At 51.2% G+C, this 6,170-nt stretch carries 7 protein-coding genes; 1 reads left to right on the forward strand and 6 read right to left on the reverse strand.

Features of this window, described 5'->3' with window-relative positions:
• From VGA08_01450 to VGA08_01475, 6 genes are all read right to left on the reverse strand, one after another.
• The coding region (locus VGA08_01450; GenBank protein ID HEX9679259.1) for an FtsW/RodA/SpoVE family cell cycle protein at positions 1 to 555 on the reverse strand (555 nt) is incomplete at its 3' end.
• Positions 555 to 1,586, reverse strand: a complete 1,032-nt coding sequence (mraY, locus tag VGA08_01455) for a phospho-N-acetylmuramoyl-pentapeptide-transferase (GenBank protein HEX9679260.1) — start codon at positions 1,584 to 1,586, stop codon at positions 555 to 557. The genes mraY and VGA08_01450, both read right to left, overlap by 1 nt.
• Positions 1,587 to 1,597: 11 nt before the next feature.
• A complete protein-coding gene (locus tag VGA08_01460; protein HEX9679261.1) occupies positions 1,598 to 3,325 on the reverse strand; it encodes a penicillin-binding protein 2 in 1,728 nt (575 codons plus the stop codon).
• A gap of 12 nt (positions 3,326 to 3,337) precedes the next feature.
• A complete protein-coding gene (locus VGA08_01465) occupies positions 3,338 to 3,679 on the reverse strand; it encodes a hypothetical protein (protein ID HEX9679262.1) in 342 nt (113 codons plus the stop codon).
• A 158-nt stretch (positions 3,680 to 3,837) separates the two neighbouring features.
• Positions 3,838 to 4,752, reverse strand: coding sequence for a 16S rRNA (cytosine(1402)-N(4))-methyltransferase RsmH (rsmH, locus tag VGA08_01470; GenBank protein HEX9679263.1), 915 nt, complete (start codon positions 4,750 to 4,752; stop codon positions 3,838 to 3,840).
• Positions 4,753 to 4,992: 240 nt separating this feature from the next.
• Positions 4,993 to 5,373 carry a hypothetical protein gene (locus VGA08_01475; GenBank protein HEX9679264.1) on the reverse strand — a complete coding sequence of 127 codons (381 nt, stop codon included), beginning with the start codon at positions 5,371 to 5,373 and terminating at the stop codon, positions 4,993 to 4,995.
• 353 nt (positions 5,374 to 5,726) lie between these two features.
• On the opposite strand from VGA08_01475, the gene VGA08_01480 reads away from it, so the two are divergent.
• The coding region (locus VGA08_01480; GenBank protein ID HEX9679265.1) for an NUDIX domain-containing protein at positions 5,727 to 6,170 on the forward strand (444 nt) is incomplete at its 3' end.

Below are 6,170 nucleotides of genomic sequence, written 5' to 3' on the forward strand. Positions count from 1 at the left end.
TAACATGCTGCTAACGATACCGACAATGGCAATCATCGTGCCCAGGTCCTTTTGCAAGACGGCGATTAACAAACCGACACCGGTAGTAACAAACAGCAGCGGCACTATGGTTTCCTTAAAATCGTTTAGCCGCTGGCTACGTTTGCGCTCGGCTAACCACGAGGCCAAATAGATCACCAACGAGAACTTCAGCATTTCCGCCGGCTGGAATGAAAACGGCCCCAGGTCCAGCCACCGTGTCGCGCCATTGACCTCAAGCGCCAGTGATGGCACTAATAGCAGCGCTGAAACCGCCAGTGAAATTGTCAGCATCGGCAGATGCAATTTTCGCCAGATATCGAGCGGTAAGTTGGCCGCGGCTAAAAAGGCCAGCGCCGCCAGACCAATATGTCCGAGCTGCCGATACAGCACGCTGCTTTGTTCTAGCGCCGGGCTAATTGTATAAATCATCACCGTACCAAGTAATAGCAACAGGCCGGTAATAAGCAGCAGTGAATAATCCGCTTTGTGCCGCCTTAAATATCCGTCAGTCGTCAGTCTGGTAGTCCGGGCCATCAGATATTACCCCCCACCAAAGCGAGGGCGATACCCGTTACCGCCAGCACCTGGCCGACCACCCAAAAACGCATCGTAACTTTGGTTTCCGGCCAGCCGACGGCTTCAAAATGGTGATGGATGGGCGCCGACAGCAGAATTTTTTTACCGCGCAGACGCTTGCTCATAATTTGGGCCAGGCTGGAACCAGCCTCGACCACAAACACGCCGCCAATTATCGGCAGTAATACCAACGTATCAGTCAGCATAGCCACAACTCCCAGGGCGGTACCCAACGCAAACGAGCCAACATCGCCCATAAAAAACCGTGCCGGGAAGATATTGAACCAGACATAAGCAATTAACGCACCGGTAATAGTCAGACAAAAGCCGGCGATACCAAAGTTTCCTTGTAAGAAAGCGATCGTGCCGAACGAGCTAAAGGCTGAAACCAACAACCCGCCGGCCAGACCGTCCAAACCATCAGAGATATTAACGGCATTGGCCGTCGCCACCACGACAAAGGCAAAAATCGGAACCAACAGCCACTCGACGGCCACCTGGCCGAAAAAAGTAACGTTGATGGAGTCATAGCCCAGCTTATTATAAAAATACCAGCCGCCGCCGATAGCTATCAGGCTGATCAACCCAAACTTTAACGACGAACGCAAACCAGCTATTCCTCGGGCGCTGCCGCGGATATTGATGATGTCGTCGATTAGACCGACGCCACCGGCCGCGAGAGTGGCAGCCAGTGGCAACCAAGTTTGCTCGCGCGTCCAATTAAACGACAAAGTAACTATGGTGATAGCCACAAGTCCGATGACCCCGGCCATGGTCGGTATTAATCGACGGTGCTTATCGGCGTGGAGTCTGGTAAAAACGGCGGCCTTTTCACCCGTGATAGCATTTTCTCGCGGTTTTTTCCAAAACTTGTAACGATAGGCCAGCGAGGTGTACAGCGGGGTGATTATCACGGCCAGAACCAATGCTAAGAAGCCTAAGATAAAAACTCTGATTAATTCGTCCTGAAAATCGATGAGTTCTAACATATTAAGCCCTACTACCTTACCGGTGATAGCCGGTAATAATCAATTATTTGGTTCGAAATATTAGCGAAGATTGGCGCCGCCGCTACCGTACCGGCATAACCCGGTATGCCCGGTTCATCGACCTTTATCATAATAACGTACGCTGGCTTATCCCCGGCTCCAAAACCAAGAAACGACCCAGTTTCTAAGTAGTCGCTGTAAGTGCCGTCAGCCGCTAATTTTTGCGAGGTACCGGTCTTACCGCCGATGATATAACCCGCCCGTTTGGCCGAGAAACCGCCACCCAGCTGGACAACTTTCTCCATCATGGCCCGGATTTGACGCGAAGTCTTATCACTTACAACCGTTCTTAAGGCTTTGGGCGCCGACACCATGTCGTCACCACTCAGCCGATCAATCCGGGAATGAACCAGATAGGGCTGGAAATAAGTACCGCCATTGACCAGAGCGCTATAGGCGGCCACAGTTTGAAGCATTGTCAAAGTCATACCCTGGCCGAAAGTCATATTGGCGTATTTAACGTTATTCCCCTCGCCTGAATCCGGGGCGTAAAGCACGCCGGCGGCTTCGGCCGCTTGCTCGACACCGGTTAACGAGCCGAAACCATAGTGCTTGGTAAAGTAGTCAAACAGCACGTTGCGTCCTGTTTGATTGACCTGATCGGCGCCACCGAGCTCTTTTAATACATGAACCACGCCGGTATTGACCGATTTTTGGATAACTTCGGTCATCGTTCGGCTGACCCCGCCGGACACCCCGGCGTTCTCGATGCGTTTGTCGTCAACCTGGACGAACCCGGCGTCAAAATAAGTGCTCTGGGGGGTAATCTTGCCCTCGTTCAACCCGGCCGACATGGTGAACGGTTTGGCTACCGAGCCAACCTCATAAGGGGTCGATACCACCCCGTTAAGATAAACGGCGGCGTCTTTCACGGCGGAAAATTTTGCCGGCGCATAGGATGGGTAGTTTGCCATGGCCAAAATCGCGCCGCTACTTGGATCGATAACGATGGCGCTGCCGGATTTGGCGCTAGCCGCTTTAACACCGTTAGCTAACGCCTGTTCAGCCGCCCGCTGGATGTAACGGTCAATCGTCAGCACCACGTCGGTACCGTCTTGGGAGTCCTTAATGATACTGTCATCATCCGACGTTAAGGGGATACCATTAACGTCGGTTACCGCTCTGAGCAAGCCTGGCTCGCCGGCTAGTTCGTCGTTTAAGAAACCCTCAACCCCGTATTGGCCAGTACCGTCGTCGTTGACAAACCCGAGTAGCTGGGCAGCTAGGTTGCCCTCCGGATAAGTTCGGTAGGTGGCGTCTTGCAGGCCGATTCCGGCCAGTGCCAGTTTCTCGATTTCTCGGGCCTGAACAGCATTTAGTCGTTTTTTTAGCACAACATAATAATTGTCGGTAGTGGCCATTTCTCGGCGATATACTTCAATATCGCCGCCGATTACACCAGCCACAGCTTTGGCCGCGGCCAACGGATCAGTTACATAGCGCGGGTCGGCATAAAGCGTTGGTTGGAGATCGTTTAGAACCAGTGGTACCTTACTATCCCCTTCCCGGGCATAAATTCGTCCTCGATCGGGAGCAATCTCGTACTTTTTTAGCTGTTCGTTGAGCGCCGAGTTAGCATAAGTTTCACCCTCAAGTACCTGTAAATTAAATAGCCGCAGCGAAAAGATACCGCCGATAAGAACTAGTATCGCGTATAAAACCCTGATTCGCTGAGTCATTGTGGCCCTCGTTTATGGCTGAGTAAATTCTATCTGGCCGTTGCTTTGCAGCGACTTAGCGACATCGCTGTTCCTGATCGCCTCTAGCGACTGCAAACGAGAGGCTTCGTCTTCCAGCTGCTGGTTTTCCTCGACCAACTCGGCCCGTTTTGTCTGTAAATCATTGACTTGATAGCCAAACGCGGTTGTCTTAGTAATCTGGGTAAGATACATCAATCCCAGAATCACAATCATCAGCGCAACGAACAAAGCATGGGAAATCGGCCCTAAGCGGCGGCTGATCGGCGTGTACTTGGCAGTGTTTTGATTGCGTTTTAATACTTGGTGTTGAGAGGTAAGAGCATATGGTTGCATGTGGTGGTTTTTATGTTTATTTTTATGTTTGTTTTTTTACCCTGTCGCGCCCGCTGCCGTTAGTTATACAGGCAGCGGGCTGATGAGAGGGCTTATCCGACCCGAACTTGGACCCGATAAGACCGCGAAGGGCTTTTTCTGACTTGGATCAGCATGTACTACTGCTCCCTTCTTTTTTGGTTTTTTATTTTCACAACGGCCCTGAGCCTAGCGCTCCGGGCACGCGGGTTGTGAACGTCGTTTAATTCGCCTTTAATCGGCCGTTTGGTTAGCAACTCGTGCTCGGCTTCATATCCGCCGCCACAGAGTTCTTTAAAAAACTGCTTGACCAGCCGGTCCTCAAGGCTGTGAAAGCTGATGATACAGAGACGCCCGCCCGGCGCCATCAAATCCGGTAATAGCGGCAGAGTGTCGTCCAGCTGAGTCAGTTCGTCGTTGACAGCGATTCTGATGGCTTGGAATACTCTGGTGGCCGGGTGTTTCCGGCGCCCGCTTTGGCTGGCGGCTGGCCGAATTGTTTCAGCCAGCACCGCCGTGGAATTAATCGGCCGGTTGGCTACAATCCGTTGAGCTATCACCAAGGCGCGCGGTTCCTCGCCGTAACGGCGAATAACATCCGCAATCCTTTCGACCGGCCAGTCGTTTACGATTTGGCTGGCCGTTAGCGCGCCTGAACGGTCCATTCTCATGTCGAGCGGTCCGTTTAAGGTGAAGCTGAAACCTCTGTCAGCTCTGTCAAAGTGCTGCGAAGAGACACCCAAGTCGGCCAGAATCATGTCAAATTTCTGCCCCGAGAGCTGACTGGTGGCAGCGAGAAAATCCTGATGGATAACGACGCTGCCCTGCTCTTTAAACCGATCCAGCGCTTTAATGGCCGCGTCGTCGCGGTCAACAAGCACCATCCGGTCGGGTCTCTTCGTTTTAGCTAGTACCGCCGCGGCGTGTCCGCCGTAGCCGGCCGTCAAATCCAAGTAACTGTCGTCGGATTTCGGCGCGAGTAAGCGAATAGTATCGCTCAAGAGTACTGGCTGATGGTTGTTGTGGTGGTGTTCTTTTTGTTTTGTCAAAGCCACCTAACCAGCAGTCAACGTGTTTGTTTTTGTCTAATTTTTGTTTTTGTTGCTAATGGAGTTGTTGTGGTGTAAGAATTCGATGAACTCTCACTATAATTCCATAGCGTCTTTTTAAGAGACTTATGTGTGAGGTGGAGTTTTGGGAGGTGTTTTGTTGTGAGTAAAGAGCGAGGGTTTTTAATAGTGGTGCCCTAAATCCACTTGTTGACTGCCGAATAGTTAGCTTCAAAAACTTAACTATTATTTGTTAAAGTGCTGGACTTCCGTGCTAATCGGCGCGCTTAAGCGCCAATAATTACCCGCCCGTACGGCGATCACATCCTTATCAATACCGGCGTACTCGAGCAGATGATTCTCTAAGGTGACCCGCCCTTGCTTTTTATCGAGGGCGCCGTCAACCTTGCCCGACCGAAACTGAACGTTCAAATCGGCCACTTGCTCGCTTAAGATATCCCCTTTTAGTTTCGGTTCGACTTCGTCGTCCCAAACCTGTTTCGGATACATGTGTAAATACTTGTTGAAACCGCGGGTCAAGATTAGCCCACTTTCAAACTCACGCCTAAGTTCGGCGGGAATCGTCAGCCGCCGCTTGTCGTCGAGCTTGCGTTCAAAGTAGTCCACTGGCTTAAGGTTGTTTTTTGGTTATTTTTTTGATGTGCGTGGTTTTTGTTTTCTCGCTAGGGGTTACCCACGAGTACCCACTTCAGACAGTCTACTACCCACCTATACCCACTGCAAGTCCTTTTTTGGGCTTTTACCATCAAAGCCTTGGGCTTTGTCCACACGTTTAATGTATCTAGCGTCTGATAATTCCTTAAGTACGCTATTTTATCGCCCGCATATTTATGACCGGATAGGTTTTTTAGTTGAGGCCGCGAATCAGCCACCACTTTATAGCCTAAAGCTAAAGTCGACTTTACTAGATTTAGCTGGCAGACTTGATATGCTTGGACTAACAACGAGGTGTCCATCACGTGGCTCATGAGGTAAAGATCCACCAGGCTCAGACCAATATCTTACGGGAACTGCTGTTTCAACCAAAGGCCAGCTATAGTTCACTAAGACAGCCAACCGGCCTCGGAAGCGACCACTTCAACTTTCATATTAAACGCTTGCTTAAGCTCAGTCTGGTAGAGAAGGTCGGTCGCGGACAATACCGCCTGACACCAGCTGGCAAAGAGTACGCCAACCGGCTGGATACCGATAAAAATACTATCGAGCGGCAACCAAAGATTGCCGTCCTGCTCGGTATAAAGCGGCAAAGCCGCGGCCAAACCCAATACCTGGTACAAGAGCGGCTAAAGAACCCATGGTATGGATTCTGGGGTATTCCCGGCGGCAAAATCCGCTGGGGCGAGACCATTCTCGAAGCTGCCGCCCGGGAGCTAAAAGAAGAAACTGGCTTAAGCGCCAGTCTG

Source organism: Candidatus Saccharimonadales bacterium (assembly GCA_036397795.1).
GTDB lineage: Bacteria > Patescibacteriota > Saccharimonadia > Saccharimonadales > DASWIF01 > DASWIF01.